We start from the raw sequence: 16222 nt of genomic DNA on the forward strand, positions 1-16222 counted from the left end.
CGCCCCGGCGCGGCGCGCGGTCGCGATCAGTCGAGGGCGAGCCGGGTCACTTCGTCGGCGCAGCCCCAGGAGAGGGTCATGCCGGCGCCGCCGTGGCCGTAGGCGTGGACGATCCGCCGGCCGCCCGGGGCGTCCTCGCGCTCGACGCGTGGGCCGCCCGAGCGCACCGGGCGCAGACCGATCCGGTCGGCGAGCACCTTCGCGCCGGTCAGTCGCGGAACCAGTCTCGTGCAGCGCTCGACGATCGCCGCGGCCTCGGCCGGGTCCGGGTCGGTGTCGCCCCGGCCCACCTCGAACGACCCGCCGAGCACCACGTCCCGGCTGCGCGGATGCACGTAGGTGACGCCCGCCGGGTCGTCCGAGTCGCGCAACGACTCGTCCAGGCCGGGGTTCTCGACGATCACCACATGCCCGCGGGCCGGCCGGACCGCCGGGTCGCCGCACAGCCGTCCGGCCGCGAGTCCGGTCGCGTTGACCACCACCGGCGCCGGCACCTCGTCGAGGCGCCGGATGACTCGCCGCTCGACGTGCTTCACCTGCCGGGCCAACCACCGCAGGTAGACGCCCATCTCGGCGACCGGGGCGAGAAAACCGACCTCGTTGGCGTACGGGCCGGTGCCGTCCCGCAGATCGACCTGCCCGGCGGCCGGCGCCCACCACGGCAGCTGCGTGACGCGGTGACGGTGCAGGTTGCGGGTCGGGCACAGCAGGGTCCCGGGGACGCCGGCGTCGATCTGCCGCCGGAACTCGGCGTAGGTGTCGGTCGCCCAGCGCAGCACCCGCGGGTCGCCCTCGGTGCGGGTGGGATACCAGACGGCCGCCGCGACGCTGGAGACCGTCTGCTCGGGCTCGTCCGCCGTCCACACCGTCACCTCGGCGCCGCGCTCCCGCAGCCGGACGGCCGCGGTCAGGCCGATGATGCCGCCGCCCACCACAATCACGTCAGTCATGCCATCGATCGTGCGCCCCGCGGTATCAGTTTCCCATCGGACGCGAATTCCCGGCGAGCTGGACCGTTTGCCTCTCCCCGTCGAGAGCGGGCGCCTCCGCCGGCGTCGGCTGGGCGTTGCCGCCGTTCCCGGAGGTGTCCGGGAGCAGGATCGTCACCCCGGTGTCGTCGCCGCTCCGGGAGGTGTCCGGGAGCAGGACCGTCGGCCCGGTGTCGTCGCCGCCCGCGGCGGTGTCCGGCGGCGGGGTCGAAGCGGAGGCGTCCTGGAGCGGGGTCGGTGCAGGCGCCGGTCGGGTCATCGGCAGCACCTGCGCCGACTGTCCCTGCGGATCCTTGCTGGGCAACTGGTTGAGCAGCTGCTGCGCCCGATCGTCGGCCACCCGGGTGACCAACTGCTGGGCGATCCCGAACACCAGCGCGTAGGCCAGAATCTGCCGCTGACTGTCCAAGTTGGTCAGGCCCGGCACGAACCCACCGGCCAGCAACAGCATCCCGATGATCGCGGTCAGCGCCCCGGACGGCCCCTTGAGGATCGCCAGCGCGGTGGCCACCGAGTACGGCGTCGACGTCCCGCGCAGGTTGCGGATCGCCACCAGCGCCCCCAGCGCCCCGCCGATCGCGCCCAGCCCCGCGACGATCAGGATGTCGCCGGCCTCGGGCTGCTGCTGTGGCAGATCCCCGCTCGGGCAGACGCTGAACAACTGCTGCGCCGCCTGCGTGTTGGTCGCCGCGGTGGTCACGCCCGGCTTGAAGCACAGCGGGATCGCGTCCGGGAAGATGGCCACGAAGAACACCAGCAACCCGGTCAGCACCGCCATGGCGAGCGCGGTGAGCAGGATGATGTTCCGGAAGTCCCGCAGTCGCACGTACTGCTCGTCCGAGGCGTCGTAGGCGACCTCCATCGCCTGCTTCAGCACCGCGCGGCGGGCCGGCCCCTGCACCGTGCGCAGCTGGGTCTCCGCCTCGACCCGGCGCGGGTCGTTACGGTCCAGCGCCATCGCCAGCCGGGTGGTGACGTCCGGGACCACCGCCTCCAGCTCGGCCGGGGGCAGCAGGTCGATCAGGAAGATCTTGGCCGCGTGCAGATGCAGGAAGGCCCGCTCGATCGACGAACCGCGCCACCTGTCCCGCCAGCCGCGCCGCCGCAGCTTCCGGGTGCATCGGCACGCGTCCCGCGCCTGCTCGAGATGCTTGGTCACGGCGGCCTTGGACGCGGCCTCGGCGGGGGTCAGCCGGCGCGCGGTGACCGCATCCAGCCGGTTGCAGATCCGCTCGGCGTCGACGGACGCCTGCACCGCCCACTGCTCGGGCCACGGCGGTGCGGAGCTGGGTGGCTGGCTCATCGCTACCTCCCGATCGGAAATGCATCAAGCTCATCTCCGCTCGGGGGCATCGTCTATCCCTCGCCCGACCGATCCCGTGTCGGCTACCCGCAGACGGTGGCGACTTGTGGTTCCGACGCGGCCGGGCTTGTGGTTCCCGCGCGGCCGGGTTGTGGCTCCGCGTGAGCCGGGCTTGTGTTCTCGGCGCGGCCGGTTGCGGTTCCGGCGCGCACTGGCTTGTTGTCCTGGCGCGATCAGCCTCAGCGGCCGGAGCGCCAGCGACGGGCGCGCACCGTCAGCGTCGCGGCGGTGGCCAGGACGGTCGCGCAGGTCAGGGCCACACCCCACAGCCCCCAGGCGACCATCGCCACCGACAGAAAGCCCCACACCACGGCGCCCACGATGAGCACGGTGATCAGGACCGGGCGCGGCCACGGCGGCATGCCGGTACGTGCCAAGGACGGATAGTCGGCGGTCAGGCGCTCGACGATGTCCTCGAACTCCTGCCGCGTGTCCCTGCTGGCCATCGACGCCCTCCTCCTCGAGCCCACGGTGCGGGCCCGATCGGTGTTAAGGACCGTTCAGGACAGGACTGTACGTCGTGATCCTGTGATTGCTATCCCACTGAACGGATGAGCCGCGCCCAAAGTGAAGGAGGATTGTTCCCTCATATCCTGTGGATCCGGAATCTTCCGATTATCCGGATGCGCAGGCGCCGCTCATCTCGGCTCGCGCCGCGCACCGCGACCCGGATCGCTCCGCCGATCCCGCCCGGCCGCCGCCCCGACCGGTCGCGGCGAGATCTGAGTTTCGGGATGACAGACTTGATCCTCATGGGGCTCTTCACGCTTGCGCAGGCACGGATCGAGCTCGACAAGTTGCGACCGGTTCTGGACGAACTTGTCGTGGTCCGCGCCGACCTGGTCGAGCTGTCGGCGGCACTGAACCCGGGCGGGGAGCCGACCGCGCTCGGTGGACTGCCCGAGCGCAAGGCCGCCGAAGCGCGGCTCAACGAGCTGATGACCGACGTCCAGCAGACCGGCGCCGAGCTCAAGGGCATCGCGCCGCTGCTGGTCGACTTCCCGGCCGACCTCGGCGACCTGCCGGTGCTGCTCTGCTGGCTCGAGGGCGAGGACGCACTGACCTGGTACCACCGCGTCGACCTGGGCTTCGCGGGGCGGCGCCGGTTGCCGTCGGTCTGACCGCCGGCGGCTAACCCCAGAAACCCTCGTGGACGGCGGTGGCGCTGACCAGACCGACCGGCCCGTCCACGACGATCGGGCGCCCGCCCCGGGCGAACACCTCGCGGCTCGGCAGGCGCAGCGGCGGCACGCCCTCCTCGTCCGCGACCATGTCGGCCAGGCCCTGTTCGGAGAGCGCGAACACCACCCGGCCGATCCCGGACCAGTAGATCGCCCCGGCGCACATGGCGCACGGCTCGGTGCTCGTGTAGAGCACGCCGGCGGATCGGGTCGCGCGGTCGGTCTTGCCGGCCAGGCGTACCAGATTGGTCTCCGCGTGGCCGGTCGGATCGGCGCCCGTGATCACGCTGTTGAGCGCCTCCACCACCCCGCCGTGCGGCGTCACCAGCAGCGCGCCGAAGGGGTGGTCGCCACGCTCCCGGGCCCGCCAGGCGAGCGCCACCGCCCGCTCGAGCCACTTCCGGTCCCCATTCGTGACCCGGCCGGACGTCACCAGCGCCATCGAAGCCCCCTCCGCGTTGATGGTCACCCTACGGGCCCCCGCCGTCGAATGGTGACGCGATGTGTCGGCGCTACTTGCGGGGCCGCAGCCCCTGCACGCCGCCGTCGACCGCGAGCGAGGTGCCGGTGGTGGCCGACGCGAGCGGGCTTGCCAGGTAGGCGATCGCCGCCGCGACCTCGTCCGCCGACACCAGGCGGCCGGTGGGCTGACGCGCCTCCAGGGCCGCCCGCTCGGCGACCGGATCCGGCGCCCTGGCCAGCAACCGGCCGATCCACGGCGTGTCGGCCGTGCCCGGGTTGACGCAGTTGACCCGGATGCCCTCGCGCAGGTGGTCGGTGGCCATCGCGAGGGTCAGCGACAGCACCGCGCCTTTCGTGGCCGAATACAGCGCACGCTGGGGGAGACCCGCGGTCGCCGCGATCGACGAGACGTTGACGATCGCCGCGTGTGACGACCGGCGCAGATAGGGGAGCGCCGCCCGGCTGGTCCGCACCATCCCCTGCACGTTGACGTCGAACACGTGCGACCACTCCGCGTCGTCGTTGTCCTCGACCGATCCCTGGGCGCCGATCCCGGCATTGTTCACCACGATGTCGATGCCGCCCAGCGCCTCGGCCGCCGCCGTGACCGCCGCCCGGATCGAAGCGTCGTCGGTCACGTCCGCCTCGAGGCCGAGCAGGGGCGCCGGAACCGACGGCTTCAGGTCGAGACACGCCACCCGCGCGCCCCGCGAGGCGAGCAGTCCGGCGGTGGCCAGGCCGATCCCGGAGGCGCCTCCGGTGACGATCGCGTTCAGGCCGGCGAACTCGGTCATGGGTCAGCCCTTCGAAGGATCAACGTGGATCTTGGGTCCGGCACCGGGCGGGCGGTTCCCGGCCAGCACCTCGGCGATCTCGTCCAGGGACACGGTCGCGGCGACCAGCGGCCGCGGGTCGACGGTGCCGTCCGCGTACGCCTCGATCGCGCCGGGAAGCCCGTCCGAAGCACCCAGAATGCCCACCGCAGTCACGTCCTTGAGCACCAGCGCGCGGGTGTCGATCAGGCTCGGCGGCACCGACAGGCCGATGTAGACGATCCGGCGGCCGGGCTCGATCAGGTCGAGCGCGAGCGCGGGTATCTCGTCGCCCGTGGTGGCGTCGACGATCCCGTCCCACGGCAGCCCGGGCAGGGTCGAGCGGGTCCAGGCGTGGGCGAAGCCCAGTGCTCGGGGCAACGCCAGGTCGGTCTCCGATCTGCCGATCAGATGCACCTGCACGCCGCGGGCCCGCGCGAAGAACGCCACCAGCAGGCCGATCGTGCCGGTTCCGAACACCAGCAAGCGCTCGTGCGCCTCGACGGCGGCCGCCCGAACGCAGCGCAGCGCGTTGCCGCCCGGCTCGACCATCGCCCCGAGCGTGGCGTCGACCGGCGGCGGCAGGCGGTGCAGATACGCGGCCGGGAACGCGAGCTGCGTCGCGAGCGCCCCCGGCAGCCCGTCGGTGATGCCCAGTTCGTGCCGCGCGGCGCAGACCCAGTGCCGCCCGGCCCGGCACCGCGGGCACTCGCCGCAGCCGACCATCGTGTCGCCGGTGACCCGCACGCCGAGCCAGCTCTCGTCCACCCCGTCCCCGACCGCAGTGACCGTTCCGCACCACTCGTGACCGGGCCGGAGCGGATACGACGACTGACCGGTGCCGTAGTAGCTCATCTCGCCGCCGAACAGCTCCATGTCGGTGCCGCAGATGCCGGCCCGCTCGACGTCGACGACGACCTGGCCCTGCTCCGCCCGGGGCGCCGGCACCTCCTGGACCGACGCCTTGCCGGGGCCGGTGAAGACGAGGGCTCGCATCAGCGCGGTCCCAGGACCGGCTGCCGCCCGCTGCCGAGCCGATCGATGCCGAGCTCGACCACGTCGCCGGCCCGCAGCCAGATCTGCGGGTCGTGGCCCATGCCGACGCCCGGCGGGGTGCCCGTGTTGATCAGGTCGCCCGGCTCGAGCACCATGAACTGGCTCAGGTAGTGGACGATGAAGTGCGGATCGAAAATCATCGTTCGGGTGTTGCCGGTCTGCCGGCGTACCCCGTTCACGTCCAGCCACATGCCCAGGTCCAGCACGTCCGGGAGCTCGTCCGGCGTGGCCAGCCACGGGCCGGCCGGGTTGAACGTCTCGGCCGACTTCCCCTTGCTCCACTGGCCGCCGCGCTCCATCTGGAACGCCCGCTCGCTCACGTCGTTGACCAGCACGTACCCGGCGATCGCCGCGGCCGCGTCGGCCACCGAGTCCAGATAGGACGTCCGGCTGCCGATGACGATGCCCAGCTCGACCTCCCAGTCCGTCTTGGTGGAGCCGCGCGGGATCCGGATCTCGTCGTTCGGGCCGACGAGCGTGTTCGGCGACTTCGTGAACAGGATCGGCTCGTCCGGCACGGCCTGGCCGGTCTCGGCCGCATGGTCGCGGTAGTTCAGTCCGATGCACAGGATCTGATGCGGCCGGGCGATCGGCGCGCCGATCCGCTGCCCGCCGAACGGCTCGGTCTCGCCGGCCGCGATCCGCTCGGCGACCGGCTCGGCCAGCCGGCGCACCCCGTCGCCGCCGAAGAACGACTCGTCGAAGTCCGGCACGAGGTCGGACACGTCCACGTAGCGGGTGTCGTCGACGCGGACGACCGGCCTTTCGGCGCCGGGGGCGCCGACACGCATGAGATACACGAGGTCTCCGATGTCAGAGGGCAGGATTCCAGTACGGCGTGGGCAGGCCGGCCGTGTCCACCCGGCAGGCGTAGATGCGGCCGGCGTTCGGCGGGACGGGATCGAGCCCCTCGGCCGCCGACGTGATGACCAGGACGTCGAGGTCCGGGCCGGCGAACGCGACGCTCGTCGGCTGCGGGGAGTCGAGCTCCACGACCGCCAGCAGCCCGCCGGCCGGGGTGCGGCGCTCGACCCGGCCGCCGCCGTGCACCGCGATCCAGAGGTTGCCCTCGCGGTCGGCGCACATGCCGTCGGGCAGGCCGCCGGTGACCCGGAACAGCTCCTCGCGCGGGCCGTCCGGGTAGTCGCGGCCGTACACCACGCCGGGAACCGAGTCGATGCTGTAGCACCGGTCGCCGACCCAGGCCAGCCCGTTGGAGAGGGTCAGGTCGTGATCGAGTGTGCTCAGTTTCCCGCCCTCGAAGCGAGCCAGCCGCTCGTCCGTCGCGCCGGTCACGTCGATGAGCGACATGCTGCCGATCAGAAAGCGGCCGTCCGGATCGACGGCGCCGTCGTTGAGCCGGCTGCCGCCGCCGGCCGGGAGCACCCGGGCCAGCGGGGTGCGGGTGCCGTCCGGGTCGACGCGGGTGAGCGTTTCCTGCTCGGCGACCAGCAGCGCCCCCTCGGCCGCGACGGCGACCGCGCCGACCATGCCGTCGAACGACCAGGTCTGCTCGATCGCGAACGGATCGAGCCGGCCCGCGAAGACCTTCCCCGGGATGATGTCGACCCACAGCAGACGTCGGCGGCTCTCGTCCCAGACGGGACCTTCGCCGAGGACGTACGCGTCGGCGCTGAGCGGCGTAGCCCGATAGGTGATCACGATGGTCCGCTCACGATCGCCCGGATCGCCGGCAGGTCGTCCACGAGCGCCTGGATCGGGGTGCGGTAGGCGAGACCACTGATGCTGATCGCCCCGCTCGGCACGCTCGGCGAGGTCAGATACGCCGGCACGGCCAGGCAGGCGACGCCCGGCTCGTTCTCCTGGTCGTCGACACCGTAACCGCGCTCGCGAGTGCGAACCAGCTCCGCGAACAGCCGCTCGGCGGTCCCGATCGACCGCTCGGTCGGCGTCGCGAGCGGTTCGTCGCCGATCCAGTCGCGTACCCCCTGCTCGGTGTGCAGAACGCCGGAAAGCAGCAGCTTGCCGACCGCGGTGGTGTGCGCCGGGTTGCGCCCGCCGACGACCGAGGTCAGCTTGACCGCGCCCGACGGCGGGTCGAGTTTCGAGCGGTAGACCACCCACCGGCCGTCCAGCGTCGCGTAGTGCACGGTCTCGCCGTATCGCTCGCAGAGCCGCCGCAGGACCGGGAGCACGCGGACGTGATCGGGCCGGGCCTCGTGATGGGCGAACGCCAGCCGCAGGAACTCGTCGCCGAGCACGTACCGGCCGTGCCCGTCCTGGGCCGCGAACCCGGCCCGGCGCAGCGCGGCGAGCGCACGGTGCACGGTCGGCTTGGGACTCGCCATGGCCCGGGCCATGTCCTCGAGACCGATCCCGTCGGGATGCCGGGCCAGCTCGGCCAGCACGGCGAGCACCCGGTCGGCCCCGACGAGCCGCTCGGACAGGTCGGTCATGTTCCGGATGTTAGACCGTTGTTCCGCCAAGTTGAAAGGTTTACGGTGACGAAATGCGGCGTAGCGCGGAGTGGTACGGCGGCGACGATCGGAACAGCTATATCCACCGGGCCTGGATGCGCCGTGGCCTGCCGGCCGACGCGTTCGACGGCCGGCCGCACATCGCGATGGCCAACACGGCCTCCGACCTGACCCCGTGCAACGCGCACCTCGACGAGGTCTCCCGCAGCGTCGCCGACGGCATCCATCAGGCCGGCGGCATCGCGCTCAACCTGCCGGTCGTGTCGCTCGGCGAGACGCAGGTCCGGCCGACCGCGATGCTGTGGCGCAACATGGCCGCGATGGCCATCGAGGAGATGCTGCGGGCGAATCCGATCGACGGCGTGGTGCTGCTCGGCGGCTGCGACAAGACGATCCCGGCGCTGCTGATGGCCGCGGCCTCGGTCGACATCCCGGCGGTTGTGGTGCCCGGCGGGCCGATGCTGACCGGCACCTTCCGCGGCGTGCCGCTCGGCTGCGGCACCGGCGTCTGGCAGCTCTCCGAGGAGGTACGCGCCGGCACGATGAGCGCGGCCGAGTTCCAGCGCTCCGAGTCCTCGATGATCCGCAGCCGGGGGCACTGCAACACGATGGGCACCGCCTCGACGATGGGGTTGCTCGCCGAGGCGCTCGGCATGACGCTGCCGGGGATCGCCGGCACGCCCGCGCCGGACAGCCGCCTGCTGGAGGCCGCGCACGCGACCGGCGTGCTGGCCGTCGACCTCGTCGACCGGGAGCGCCGGCCCAGCGCCGTGATGACCCGGGAGTCTTTCCGCAACGCGATCGTCGCGCTCGCCGCGCTCGGCGGGTCGACCAACGCGGTGGTGCACCTGCTCGCGATCGCCGGCCGGTTGGGCGTCGCGCTGTCGCTGGACGACTTCGACCGGATCGGATCGGGGGTGCCGCTGCTGGTCGACCTGCAGCCGGCCGGCCGCTTCCTGATGGACGACCTGTATCGGGCCGGTGGGCTGCACGCGGTGCTGCGCGAGGTGCGCGACCTGCTCGATCCGGACGCGATCACGGTCACCGGCCGGCCGCTGGTGTCCTATCTGGACGACGCGCCCGTCTACGACCGGGAAGTGATTCGCGCCCGGGAGACGCCGCTGCAGCCCGAGGCGGGCATCGCCGTCCTCTACGGCAACCTCGCGCCGGACGGCGCGGTCATCAAGCCGGCCGCGGCGACCCCGGCGCTCCTGTCGCATCGCGGACCGGCGGTCGTCTTCGACTCGATCGAGGATTTCCACGCCCGGATCGACGACCCCGCCCTCCCGGTCACCCCCGACTCCGTGCTGGTGCTGCGCGGCTGCGGCCCGAAGGGCTACCCGGGCATGCCCGAGGTGTCGAACATGCCCCTGCCGGCGAAGCTGCTGGCCGAAGGCGTCCGCGACATGGTGCGGGTCTGCGACGGGCGGATGAGCGGCACGGCGTACGGAACGGTGGTTTTGCATGTCGCCCCGGAGGCCGCCGCCGGCGGTCCGCTCGCGAAGGTGCGCACCGGCGACATCATCGTGCTGGACGTCGCGAAGCGGCGGCTCGCCGTCGAGATCCCGGACGACGAGCTCGCCGCCCGGGTGCCCTCGCCGGAGGCGGCCGCCGCCTACGCGGCACCCCGGCGCGGCTGGGAGAAGCTGTACGTGGACACGGTCGGACAGGCCGACACCGGCGCCGACCAAGACTTCCTCCTCGGCTCGAGCGGCTGGCACGTCTCCCGGGAATCGCACTGATGGCCCGCACCGCGGTGGTCACCGGCGGGATGAGCGGAATCGGCGCGGCCGCGGCGCAACGGCTGCGCGCCGACGGCGTCACGGTGCTCACCCTCGACATCTCGCCCGACGCCGACCTGGTCGCCGACGTGACCGATCCCGATCGGATGCGGTCGGCGGCCGCGGCGGCCGGCGCGGTGGACATCCTGGTCAACTCGGCCGGGATCGTCGGCCCGAACGCCCCGTTGTGGAAGATTGCGATCGACGAGTGGGAACGCGTCTTCGCGGTCAACGTGCGCGGCACGCTCGTCGCCTGCCAAGCCTTCGTCCCCGGCATGATCGATCGTGGCTGGGGCCGGATCGTCAACCTGGCGAGCATGGCCGGCAAGGACGGCAATCCCAACATGTCGCCCTACTCGGCCTCGAAGGCCGCGGTCATCGCGCTCACCAAATCGCTCGGAAAGGAGCTCGCGACCACCGGAGTGCTGGCCAACGCGGTCGCCCCGGCGGTCATCGAGACCCCGATGAACGCCGACACCAGCCCGGAAGCGCTCGCCCACATGACCGGCCTGATACCGATGCGGCGGGTCGGGCGGGCCGACGAGGTGGCCGAACTGATCGCCTGGCTGTGCTCGGAAAAGGTCAGTTTCTCCACCGGCGCGGTTTACGACATCAGCGGCGGCCGGGCCACCTACTGACCGTTCGCCCTGGCTGAGCGCTTTGGATCGGCCGGTAGCATGGCCGGGTGCTAACCCCCGGAGTCGTGCTCAGCGACCGTTACAGGCTCACCGAACGGATCGCCGCCGGCGGCATGGGCGAGGTCTGGCGCGGCGACGACCTCCTGCTGCGCCGCCCCGTCGCGATCAAGGTGCTGCTGCCGACGCTGACCGCCGACGCCGAGTTCATCGCCCGCTTCCGCCGCGAGGCGCGCGTGCTGGCCGCCGTGCGCCACCCCGGGATCGTCCAGGTCTACGACTACGGCGAGAACGCGACGGCCGGCGGCCGCCGGCTCGACTACCTGGTCATGGAATTCATCGACGGCACCCCGCTGTCCAAGCGGATCGACGCGGCCGGCCGGCTCTCCGCCGCCGAGACCATGACCATGGTCGCCCAGGTCGCCGACGCCCTTCAGGTGGCGCACGACGCGGGCATCGTGCACCGCGACGTCAAACCCTCGAATCTGCTCGTACGCCCCGGCGGAGCGCTCGTCCTGGTCGACTTCGGCGTCGCCCGATCGACCGCGATGGAGGGCCTGACCGGCACCAACGTCGTCCTCGGCTCGGCGCACTACATGGCGCCCGAGCAGGCCGAGGGCAAGCCGGTCACGGCCGCGACCGATGTGTACGCGCTGGGCGCGGTCGCCTACTGCTGCCTCACCGGCCGGCCGCCGTTCGTCGGCGAGAACCCGCTGCAGGTGCTCACCCAGCTGGTGATGAGTGAGCCGCCGGCCCTCCCGGCCGACGTTCCGCCGCAGGCCGCGGCCGTGGTGATGCGAGCGCTCGCGAAGGATCCGGCACGGCGCTTCCCGAGCGCGTCCGCTCTCGCCGGGGCCGCTCGCGGCGGGTCCCAGGTGCCGTCCTCCGGGCCGCAGGGGGCGCCCGGCTCCCCGGCCCGGCCGGGAACGGGTTTCGCCGCGGCCCGCCCCGGCTCGGGGTTCGCCGCGCCGGTCGCGTCCGCGGGCCGGCCGGCCTCCGGGTTTGCCGCCGCCGCCGTGCCGGTGCCCGCTTCGGCGCCGGCCTCCGGGTTTGCCGCCGCTGCCGTGCCGGTGCCCGCTTCGCCGCCGGTCCGTCCGATCGGCGCCACCCCGCCCGGCGGCTTCCGGCCGTCCGAGTTTCCGTCGTCCGGCCGCGGCCACCGCCGCCGGAATGCCATCGTCGCCGGCGTCGTCGCGGCGGTCGTGGTGGCCGCGATCGGTATCGGCACCGCGATCGCGCTGGGCCCCGGCGCGGGCCAGGCCGAGACCGGTACGGGCTCCGACCTCGGCGTCGCCGGCCCGGGCGGCAACGCCGCCGGGGGCACGAAGGGCAATCCCGCCGGCGCCGCGCCGACCCGGAAGAGCCCTCGTCCGCACCCGAGCGCGACCGTCACCGCGACCGTCCCGGTGCTCACCGATCCGTCCACCGACCCGACCGGCGATCCGAGCGACACCCCCTCCTCGGCCCCCGCCACGAACAAGTACACGCCGAAGGAGCTCTGTGGCGGCGACTTCGCGGTGATCGATCAGCACGCCCTCAGGGGAGCGGACGGCACCCTGCTCGGCCGGGTCTACCTGCTCTTCAACTCCTCGACCGGTAAGAACTGCACGGTCACGCTCAAGGCGACCGACCTGGACACGGCCACCCCCGCCTCGGCGTACCTCGAGGTGCAGGGGTCCCCCCGGGTCACCGACAGCGGCAGTGTCCCGTCCTACGCCGGGCCGGTGCGCGCCAAGGCCGACGGCATCTGCGTGAAGTGGGGCGGATCGATCCAGGACGCCACCTACGACAGCCCGTTCGAGCATTGCTGACCGGGACCGAGCCGCCGGCTGGTCCCTCGGGACGCGCGACGGCCGGCCGGCGCGCGGTTCCGGCTGCGATCCGCTCAGCCCGGCACATCGAGGCGCTGGGTGCCGATCACCGCGAGCAGGCGGAGCGCCTCCGCGGACGGTGAGCCGGGCGTGGCCGTGTAGATGACCAGGCGCTGGTCGCGGTCGGCGATGTCGAGCACATCGCAGTTCACCGTGACCGGACCGACCTGCGGGTGCTGGAAGGTCTTGACCCGGGTCGGCTGGTCGGCCACGTCGTGCGACGCCCACAGCGATCGGAACTGCGCACTTCCGGCCAGCAGATCGCTGATCAGCCCGGCGAGCTCGGGGTCGCCGGGGTAGCGGGCGGCGGCGGCCCGCAGCCGCTGCGCCGAGTTGCGGGCGAACTCGTCGGCGTCGGACACCCCGTACAGGCGCAAGCCGGCCTGCTGCGGACCGAGGAAGACCCGCCGGACCAGGTTCCGATCGCGCCGGGGCACCGCGGAGAAGTCCTCCATCAGCGCGGCGGCCAGATCGTTCCAGGCGATCACCTCGAACGCCGCCGAGATGACCGTGGCCGCGGCCTGGGGGAGCCGGCCGATCAGGTCGACGATGCTCGGCCGCACCTCCCGGGACGGCCCCACCGGCGGCGCGGGCTGCTCCCCGGCGAGGTGATGCAGGTGGCGGCGCTCGGCGTCGGTCAGCCGCAGTGCGCGGCTCAGCCCGCCCAGCACCTCGCGCGACGGCCGCGGCGCGCGGCCCTGCTCGAGCCGGGCGTAGTACTCGGTCGAGATGAACGCCAGCCGGGCGACCTCCTCGCGGCGCAGCCCCGGCGTGCGGCGGCGGCTCCCGGCCGGCAGCCCCACGTCGGCCGGGCCGATCCGCTCGCGGCGGCTGCGCAGGAAGTCGGCCAGCTCTTGTCGGTCCACGTCCACAGTCTCCGCCGCGCCGCCGGCCGCAGCCAGGTACCGGTGATGCCTGGCTGAGCGTTGTCGATCGCATCAGGATGGCTCCATGACACTCCTGCTCGAGGACAAGGTTGCCTTCGTGAGCGGCGCGGGGCGGGGCATCGGCGCCGCGGCGGCGCGCCTCTTCGCCCGGGAGGGCGCGCGCGTGCTGTTGGCGGCGCGCACGGAGGAGCAGCTGAGGGCGGTGACCGAGGACATCCGTACGCACGGAGGCGAAGCCGATTTTGTGATTTGTGACCTGGCTGATGCGGCGAGCGTCCGGGCCGCGGTCGACCGTGTCGTGTCGGTTTACGGCCGGCTGGACGTCGCCTTCAACAACGGCGCCACCATCACCCCGCCCGGCGAGTCGACCGAGCGCGATTTCGATCGGTTGTACCAGGTGAACCTGCGCGGCGTATGGCTGGCGATGAGAGCCCAGATCGCGGCGATCCGAGCCACCGCGGGTCGCGGCGCGATCGTCAACAACTCCAGCATCGGCAGCCTGCGCGGCAACCCCGCGCTGCCCGCCTACGGCGCGATGAAGCGGGCGGTCAACAGCCTGACCGAGTCGGCGGCGATCAGCTACGGTCCCGAGAACATCCGGATCAACGCGATCGCACCCGGCAACACCCGTACGGAAATGATCGAAACCTGGGAGTCGACCTCGCCCGGCCTGGTCGAGCGGCTGATCGCGAACTGCCCGCTGCGGCGGCAGGCGGCCCCGGAGGAGATCGCCGAGGCGGCCGCGTGGCTGCTGAGCGACCGCTCCTCGTTCGTGACCGGCACGGTCCTACGAGTTGACGGCGGCGCGGGCTCCTAGCGTTCTGGCTGCGGGCCGGCGGGCGATCCGCCAGGCGAGGGCACCGATCGCGATCGATCCGAAACCGGCCAGCAGGCGCTCGACCAGCCCGCCCAGGCCGGCGGACTCGGCCAGGGCGAGGGCGACCAGGAGCACCGCGAAGATGATGCCCACGCAGCGCGCCGGCCAGGCCCAGCCCGGCCACCCCGGCGTGCGCCTCATCGCCGACGCCAGCACGAACGCGGCCGCGACGAACAGCAGGATGCCGAGCGTGCTGAGGAGGTTGTCGAGCTTTCCGCCGAGGTTGGCGGTCTGATCGGAACCGGTGCAGCCGGTGTCCGCCAGCCGGCAGTTCTCGCGCTCGAACGGGCTGAACAGGTCGCCGACGCCGTAGATGGACAGGGCGAGCAGGACCGCCCCGACGGTCGCCCGGCGGCCGCCCCCGCGGAGGGCCGGCCGCACCGCCAGCAGAGCGAACAGGACGGTCGCGAGTCCGCACAGGGTCAGCACGACGACCAGGAACCAGCCGTCGGGCGCGGTCTGCGCGTACATGTCGCTGATGCTGTGCTTGAGCGAGTCGTAGTCGCTGCCCTGCCAGGCGGGCGCGATCAGCCAGCTCACGACGAACACCACCTGGGCGGCGAACCCGACCCAACCCCACGTGCGCACGCTGTCCCCGTCCATCGCCGCATCGTATTCGTCCGAACATTTGTGCGCTGCCCCTCGCTTGCCAACAAGTGTTTGCCAACGAGCGTTGGCATAGACTACTCTCGTGCCAACAGTTGTTGGCATTCGGAGGAGCAGCCATGTGGGACACCGAAGTGCTGATCGCCGGCGCCGGCCCGGTCGGCCTCACCCTCGCCGCCGCGCTCACCCGGCGCGGCCGCCCGGCGATCGTGATCGATCGCCAGCCGGAGGGCGCGAACACCTCGCGCGCCGCCGTCATCCACGCGCGCACGCTCGAGGCGCTCGACGAGCTCGACGTGACCGGCGAGATGGTCGAGCGGGGCGTCATCGTGCCGCACTTCACCGTGCGGGACGGCGATCGCGCCCTGCTCACCGTCGATTTCAGCGACCTGCCGACGCGCTACCCGTACACGCTGATGCTGCCGCAGAGCGACACCGAGCTGATCCTTTCCGATCGGCTGCGGCGCCTCGGCGGCTCCGTCCGCCGCCCGGCGGAGCTCGTCGGCTTCCGGCAGGACGACGACGGGGTGACCGCCACGCTGCGCGACGGCCAGACCGTCCGGGCGCGCTATCTGGTCGGCGCCGACGGCATGCACAGCACGGTGCGCGACCTGAGCGGGATCGGTTTCACCGGAAAGGCGTACGAGGAGAGCTTCGTCCTCGCCGACGTACGGATGGACTGGCCGTTGCCGGCGGACGAGGTGACCCTCCACTTCTCGCCGGCCGGACTGGTCGTGGTGGCGCCGCTGCCCGGCGGCCGGCACCGGATCGTGGCCACCCTCGACGAGGCGCCGGAACACCCGGCGGCCGCCGACGTGCAGGCGATCCTCGACGCGCGCGGCCCCCGGCGGGAGCATGCGAAGGTGCGCGAGGTGCTGTGGAGCTCCCGCTTCCGGGTGCATCACCGGCTCGCCGAGCACTACCGATCGGGACGCGTCTTCCTGGCCGGGGACGCGGCGCATGTGCACAGCCCGGCCGGCGGCCAGGGCATGAACACCGGCGTCCAGGACGCGATCGCCCTCGCCGCGGTGCTCGCCGAAGGGAGCGATCTCGATCGGTACGAGACGGTGCGCCGCCCGATCGCCGCCGGTGTCGTGGCGCTCACCGATCGGATGACCAGACTTGCCACTCTGCGCAGTCGTCCGCTCATCGCGGTACGCAACACCGTGCTGCCGATCGTGGGTGGCGTGCCCGCGGTCCGTCGTGGCCTCGCGATGAATCTGTCCGAGCTGTCTACGATCGCGCGGGGGAAGGGAGCCTGAAC

Annotated in this window: 17 protein-coding genes; 6 read left to right on the forward strand and 11 right to left on the reverse strand. The window is 72.6% G+C overall.

Translation table 11 applies throughout. From position 1 onward, the window contains the following. Positions 1 to 26: 26 nt before the first annotated feature. From ODJ79_RS24425 to ODJ79_RS24435, 3 genes are all read right to left on the reverse strand, one after another. The gene (locus tag ODJ79_RS24425) at positions 27 to 950 is read right to left on the reverse strand and encodes an FAD-dependent oxidoreductase (RefSeq protein WP_263025882.1); all 924 of its coding nucleotides are present in this window, start codon (positions 948 to 950) and stop codon (positions 27 to 29) included. Between the two features lie 25 nt (positions 951 to 975). After that, positions 976 to 2292, reverse strand: coding sequence for a hypothetical protein (locus tag ODJ79_RS24430; RefSeq protein ID WP_263025883.1), 1317 nt, complete (start codon positions 2290 to 2292; stop codon positions 976 to 978). 239 nt (positions 2293 to 2531) lie between these two features. Further along, the gene (locus tag ODJ79_RS24435) at positions 2532 to 2798 is read right to left on the reverse strand and encodes a hypothetical protein (RefSeq protein WP_263025884.1); all 267 of its coding nucleotides are present in this window, start codon (positions 2796 to 2798) and stop codon (positions 2532 to 2534) included. A 288-nt stretch (positions 2799 to 3086) separates the two neighbouring features. On the opposite strand from ODJ79_RS24435, the gene ODJ79_RS24440 reads away from it, so the two are divergent. Next, the gene (locus ODJ79_RS24440; RefSeq protein WP_317620696.1) at positions 3087 to 3473 is read left to right on the forward strand and encodes a DUF2203 domain-containing protein; all 387 of its coding nucleotides are present in this window, start codon (positions 3087 to 3089) and stop codon (positions 3471 to 3473) included. Between the two features lie 10 nt (positions 3474 to 3483). On the opposite strand, the gene ODJ79_RS24445 is transcribed toward ODJ79_RS24440, so the two are convergent. The 6 genes from ODJ79_RS24445 to ODJ79_RS24470 all read right to left on the reverse strand — a co-directional run bounded on the left by ODJ79_RS24445 (position 3484) and on the right by ODJ79_RS24470 (position 8280). Next, positions 3484 to 3975, reverse strand: a complete 492-nt coding sequence (locus ODJ79_RS24445) for a nucleoside deaminase (RefSeq protein ID WP_263025885.1) — start codon at positions 3973 to 3975, stop codon at positions 3484 to 3486. Between the two features lie 70 nt (positions 3976 to 4045). Continuing rightward, positions 4046 to 4789: an SDR family NAD(P)-dependent oxidoreductase gene (locus tag ODJ79_RS24450; protein ID WP_263025886.1), complete on the reverse strand. Its 744-nt coding sequence runs from the start codon at positions 4787 to 4789 to the stop codon at positions 4046 to 4048. 3 nt (positions 4790 to 4792) lie between these two features. Further along, positions 4793 to 5803, reverse strand: coding sequence for a zinc-dependent alcohol dehydrogenase (locus tag ODJ79_RS24455; protein WP_263025887.1), 1011 nt, complete (start codon positions 5801 to 5803; stop codon positions 4793 to 4795). Beyond that, the gene (locus ODJ79_RS24460) at positions 5803 to 6663 is read right to left on the reverse strand and encodes a fumarylacetoacetate hydrolase family protein (protein WP_263025888.1); all 861 of its coding nucleotides are present in this window, start codon (positions 6661 to 6663) and stop codon (positions 5803 to 5805) included. The genes ODJ79_RS24455 and ODJ79_RS24460 overlap by 1 nt, the downstream gene beginning before the upstream one ends. A 13-nt stretch (positions 6664 to 6676) precedes the next feature. Next, complete coding sequence (locus ODJ79_RS24465; RefSeq protein ID WP_263025889.1) at positions 6677 to 7525, reverse strand: SMP-30/gluconolactonase/LRE family protein; 849 nt, start codon at positions 7523 to 7525, stop codon at positions 6677 to 6679. Next, entirely contained in the window at positions 7522 to 8280 is a 759-nt protein-coding gene (locus ODJ79_RS24470; protein WP_263025890.1) for an IclR family transcriptional regulator, read from the reverse strand. The genes ODJ79_RS24465 and ODJ79_RS24470 overlap by 4 nt, the downstream gene beginning before the upstream one ends. Before the next feature lie 53 nt (positions 8281 to 8333). Here ODJ79_RS24470 and ODJ79_RS24475 point away from each other — a divergent pair, with 53 nt between their 5' ends. From ODJ79_RS24475 to ODJ79_RS24485, 3 genes are read left to right on the forward strand one after another with little or no spacing between them, the layout of a single operon-like run. Continuing rightward, a complete protein-coding gene (locus tag ODJ79_RS24475; protein ID WP_263025891.1) occupies positions 8334 to 10043 on the forward strand; it encodes an IlvD/Edd family dehydratase in 1710 nt (569 codons plus the stop codon). Next, positions 10043 to 10720, forward strand: a complete 678-nt coding sequence (locus tag ODJ79_RS24480) for an SDR family NAD(P)-dependent oxidoreductase (protein WP_263025892.1) — start codon at positions 10043 to 10045, stop codon at positions 10718 to 10720. The genes ODJ79_RS24475 and ODJ79_RS24480 overlap by 1 nt, the downstream gene beginning before the upstream one ends. 47 nt (positions 10721 to 10767) lie before the next feature. Continuing rightward, on the forward strand, positions 10768 to 12528 hold the full coding sequence (locus ODJ79_RS24485) for a serine/threonine-protein kinase (RefSeq protein ID WP_263025893.1): 1761 nt from the start codon (positions 10768 to 10770) through the stop codon (positions 12526 to 12528). 74 nt (positions 12529 to 12602) lie between these two features. Here ODJ79_RS24485 and ODJ79_RS24490 read toward each other — a convergent pair whose 3' ends face one another. Then, positions 12603 to 13454 (reverse strand): helix-turn-helix transcriptional regulator, encoded by an 852-nt coding sequence (locus ODJ79_RS24490; RefSeq protein ID WP_263025894.1) that lies wholly within the window; start codon positions 13452 to 13454, stop codon positions 12603 to 12605. A gap of 85 nt (positions 13455 to 13539) precedes the next feature. On the opposite strand from ODJ79_RS24490, the gene ODJ79_RS24495 reads away from it, so the two are divergent. After that, a complete protein-coding gene (locus ODJ79_RS24495; protein WP_263025895.1) occupies positions 13540 to 14292 on the forward strand; it encodes an SDR family NAD(P)-dependent oxidoreductase in 753 nt (250 codons plus the stop codon). Here the strand turns inward: ODJ79_RS24495 and ODJ79_RS24500 are convergent. Further along, positions 14263 to 14955 carry a DUF998 domain-containing protein gene (locus ODJ79_RS24500; protein ID WP_263025896.1) on the reverse strand — a complete coding sequence of 231 codons (693 nt, stop codon included), beginning with the start codon at positions 14953 to 14955 and terminating at the stop codon, positions 14263 to 14265. The two genes, ODJ79_RS24495 and ODJ79_RS24500, sit on opposite strands and share 30 nt — an antisense overlap. 122 nt (positions 14956 to 15077) lie before the next feature. Between ODJ79_RS24500 and ODJ79_RS24505 the strand changes: the two genes are divergently transcribed. After that, positions 15078 to 16220 carry an FAD-dependent oxidoreductase gene (locus tag ODJ79_RS24505; protein WP_263025897.1) on the forward strand — a complete coding sequence of 381 codons (1143 nt, stop codon included), beginning with the start codon at positions 15078 to 15080 and terminating at the stop codon, positions 16218 to 16220. Positions 16221 to 16222 lie beyond the last annotated feature (2 nt).

The sequence above is a fragment of the Actinoplanes sp. KI2 genome, assembly GCF_025630775.1.
Lineage (GTDB): Bacteria > Actinomycetota > Actinomycetes > Mycobacteriales > Micromonosporaceae > Actinoplanes.

Coding starts and splice junctions, on each gene's coding strand:
- ODJ79_RS24440 (WP_317620696.1), top strand. CDS start 3,087: ATGACAGACTTGATCCTCATGGGGCTCTTCACGCTTGCGCAGGCACGG.
- ODJ79_RS24435 (WP_263025884.1), bottom strand. CDS start 2,798: ATGGCCAGCAGGGACACGCGGCAGGAGTTCGAGGACATCGTCGAGCGC.
- ODJ79_RS24495 (WP_263025895.1), top strand. CDS start 13,540: ATGACACTCCTGCTCGAGGACAAGGTTGCCTTCGTGAGCGGCGCGGGG.
- ODJ79_RS24505 (WP_263025897.1), top strand. CDS start 15,078: ATGTGGGACACCGAAGTGCTGATCGCCGGCGCCGGCCCGGTCGGCCTC.
- ODJ79_RS24475 (WP_263025891.1), top strand. CDS start 8,334: ATGCGGCGTAGCGCGGAGTGGTACGGCGGCGACGATCGGAACAGCTAT.
- ODJ79_RS24480 (WP_263025892.1), top strand. CDS start 10,043: ATGGCCCGCACCGCGGTGGTCACCGGCGGGATGAGCGGAATCGGCGCG.
- ODJ79_RS24430 (WP_263025883.1), bottom strand. CDS start 2,292: ATGAGCCAGCCACCCAGCTCCGCACCGCCGTGGCCCGAGCAGTGGGCG.
- ODJ79_RS24455 (WP_263025887.1), bottom strand. CDS start 5,803: ATGCGAGCCCTCGTCTTCACCGGCCCCGGCAAGGCGTCGGTCCAGGAG.
- ODJ79_RS24450 (WP_263025886.1), bottom strand. CDS start 4,789: ATGACCGAGTTCGCCGGCCTGAACGCGATCGTCACCGGAGGCGCCTCC.
- ODJ79_RS24425 (WP_263025882.1), bottom strand. CDS start 950: ATGACTGACGTGATTGTGGTGGGCGGCGGCATCATCGGCCTGACCGCG.
- ODJ79_RS24500 (WP_263025896.1), bottom strand. CDS start 14,955: ATGGACGGGGACAGCGTGCGCACGTGGGGTTGGGTCGGGTTCGCCGCC.
- ODJ79_RS24470 (WP_263025890.1), bottom strand. CDS start 8,280: ATGACCGACCTGTCCGAGCGGCTCGTCGGGGCCGACCGGGTGCTCGCC.
- ODJ79_RS24445 (WP_263025885.1), bottom strand. CDS start 3,975: ATGGCGCTGGTGACGTCCGGCCGGGTCACGAATGGGGACCGGAAGTGG.